The sequence below is a fragment of the Inquilinus sp. genome, from assembly GCF_057815775.1.
Genome location: NZ_JBYRFX010000960.1, coordinates 1 through 1802, shown reverse-complemented (window position 1 = coordinate 1802; position 1802 = coordinate 1). Strand labels below are relative to the sequence as shown.

Annotated in this window: 2 protein-coding genes and 1 pseudogene; 2 read left to right on the top strand and 1 reads right to left on the bottom strand. The window is 65.0% G+C overall.

Features of this window, described 5'->3' with window-relative positions; genetic code table 11:
* Positions 1-406 (bottom strand): annotated as a pseudogene (locus tag AC3XYG_RS34550) (hypothetical protein); the annotation flags it as partial.
* Positions 407-500: 94 nt separating this feature from the next.
* Here AC3XYG_RS34550 and AC3XYG_RS34545 point away from each other — a divergent pair.
* Together AC3XYG_RS34545 and AC3XYG_RS34540 are read left to right on the top strand one after the other, a co-directional pair.
* Positions 501-1634 carry an ABC transporter permease gene (locus tag AC3XYG_RS34545; RefSeq protein ID WP_489144422.1) on the top strand — a complete coding sequence of 378 codons (1134 nt, stop codon included), beginning with the start codon at positions 501-503 and terminating at the stop codon, positions 1632-1634.
* Positions 1635-1636: 2 nt separating this feature from the next.
* On the top strand, positions 1637-1802 hold a 166-nt coding region (locus AC3XYG_RS34540), incomplete at its 3' end, for an ATP-binding cassette domain-containing protein (RefSeq protein ID WP_489144423.1).

Sequence of the window (1802 nt, the reverse complement as noted above, 5' to 3'; positions counted from 1 at the left end):
CCGGCCGGCCGAGCAGGGTCCAGGCCCGTTGCCCGGCGTTCTTGGCCTCGAGATCCAACAATGCGCAATCCAGCGCGTTGCGGGCGGCGCCTGCGGGCATCGCCCGCTGCAGGGCGGTGCGGTCCAGTCCCCTCGCAAGCGGTTCCTGCATCGCGTTAAGGGCTTCAAGTGTTGCCTCCGGCGTCTCGCCATAACGAGGGTAGGGCACGCATTCGCCGCGGCCGGTCTGGCCGTCATGGCTGACGGTGGCGACAACGGTGACGGCCTCGGTCTTGGCGCCCCGGCTGATGGTGAAGGCGCCTGCAATCGGCCAGCGTTCGATGCTGACGGCAAGCTTTCGAGATAGGCTGGAAGTCATTTCAAAATCTGCAATTTTCTGAACCGCAAGCTTGCCCGCCGCTACCAACTATGGCTGGTTAGGGACAGATTCGACAAGGCAGTACGGCGTGCGGAACCGAAGTGTTTTGCATCGGTAGCGTAGCGGCCGAGGGGTGGGCATCGTGAGCGGCGACCCGACATTGGAGCGGATAGCCAGGGGCAACGGGCTGGCGCTGTGCGCGGCCGGCTCGTGGACGGCCCGCTTTGCGCCGGTGCTGGAACGAATGGTCACTGAGGCCGAGAAACTCGGCGGCACCCGGCCCAACATCTTCATCGACGCCTCCCAGGTGTCGAAGCTCGACACGTTCGGCGCCTGGCTGATCGAGCGGCTGCGGCGAAGCCTGACCCAGGGTGGCGTCGAGATCCAGATCGCCGGGCTCTCGGCCAATTATTCGAGCCTGGTCGACGAGGTCCGCCGGGTGAAGGCCGAGCCGGTCGTCGACACCGATGGGGTGACGATCACGGGCATGCTGGAACAGATCGGCCGCAGCGTGGCCGGCGTCGGCGGCACGTTGGTCGGCTTGATCGAGATGCTGGGTGCGGTGCTCGCCGCCGCCGCCCACGTTCTCATTCGGCCCCGCGGTTTCCGTCTGACCTCGACCATCCATCATCTGGAGCAGGTGTGCTGGCGCGCGGTGCCGATCGTGGTGCTGATCACGTTTTTGATCGGCTGCATCATCTCGCAGCAAGGCATCTTCCATTTCCGCAAGTTCGGCGCCGACATCTTCGTGGTCGACATGCTGGGCGTGCTGGTGTTGCGCGAGATCGGCGTGCTGCTGGTGGCGATCATGGTGGCGGGCCGCTCGGGCTCGGCCTACACCGCCGAACTCGGTTCGATGAAGATGCGCGAGGAGATCGACGCGCTGCGCACCATGGGTTTCGACCCGATCGAGGTCCTGATCCTGCCGCGGATGCTGGCGCTGGTGCTGGCGCTGCCGATCCTGGCGTTTCTGGGCGCGATGGCCGCACTTTACGGCGGCGGGCTGGTGGCCTGGCTCTATGGCGGCGTCGAGCCCGAGGCCTTCCTGCTGCGGCTGCGCGACGCCATCTCGATCGATCATTTCACCGTCGGCATCATCAAGGCGCCGGTGATGGCGGCGGTAATCGGCATCGTCGCCTGCGTCGAAGGCCTCGCGGTGCAGGGCAGCGCGGAATCGCTCGGGCAACACACCACCTCATCGGTGGTGAAGGGGATCTTCTTCGTCATCGTGATGGACGGCGTGTTCGCGATCTTCTTCGCGTCGATCGGAATGTGACGATGGCCACTGAAATTACCGATCCCATCATCCGGGTGCGCGACATCTCGGTGCAGTTCGGTTCGACCAAGATTTTGGACGGGCTCAATCTCGACGTGAAGCGCGGCGAGATTCTGGGTTTCGTCGGTCCGTCCGGTGCCGGCAAGTCGGTGCTGACGCGCACCATCA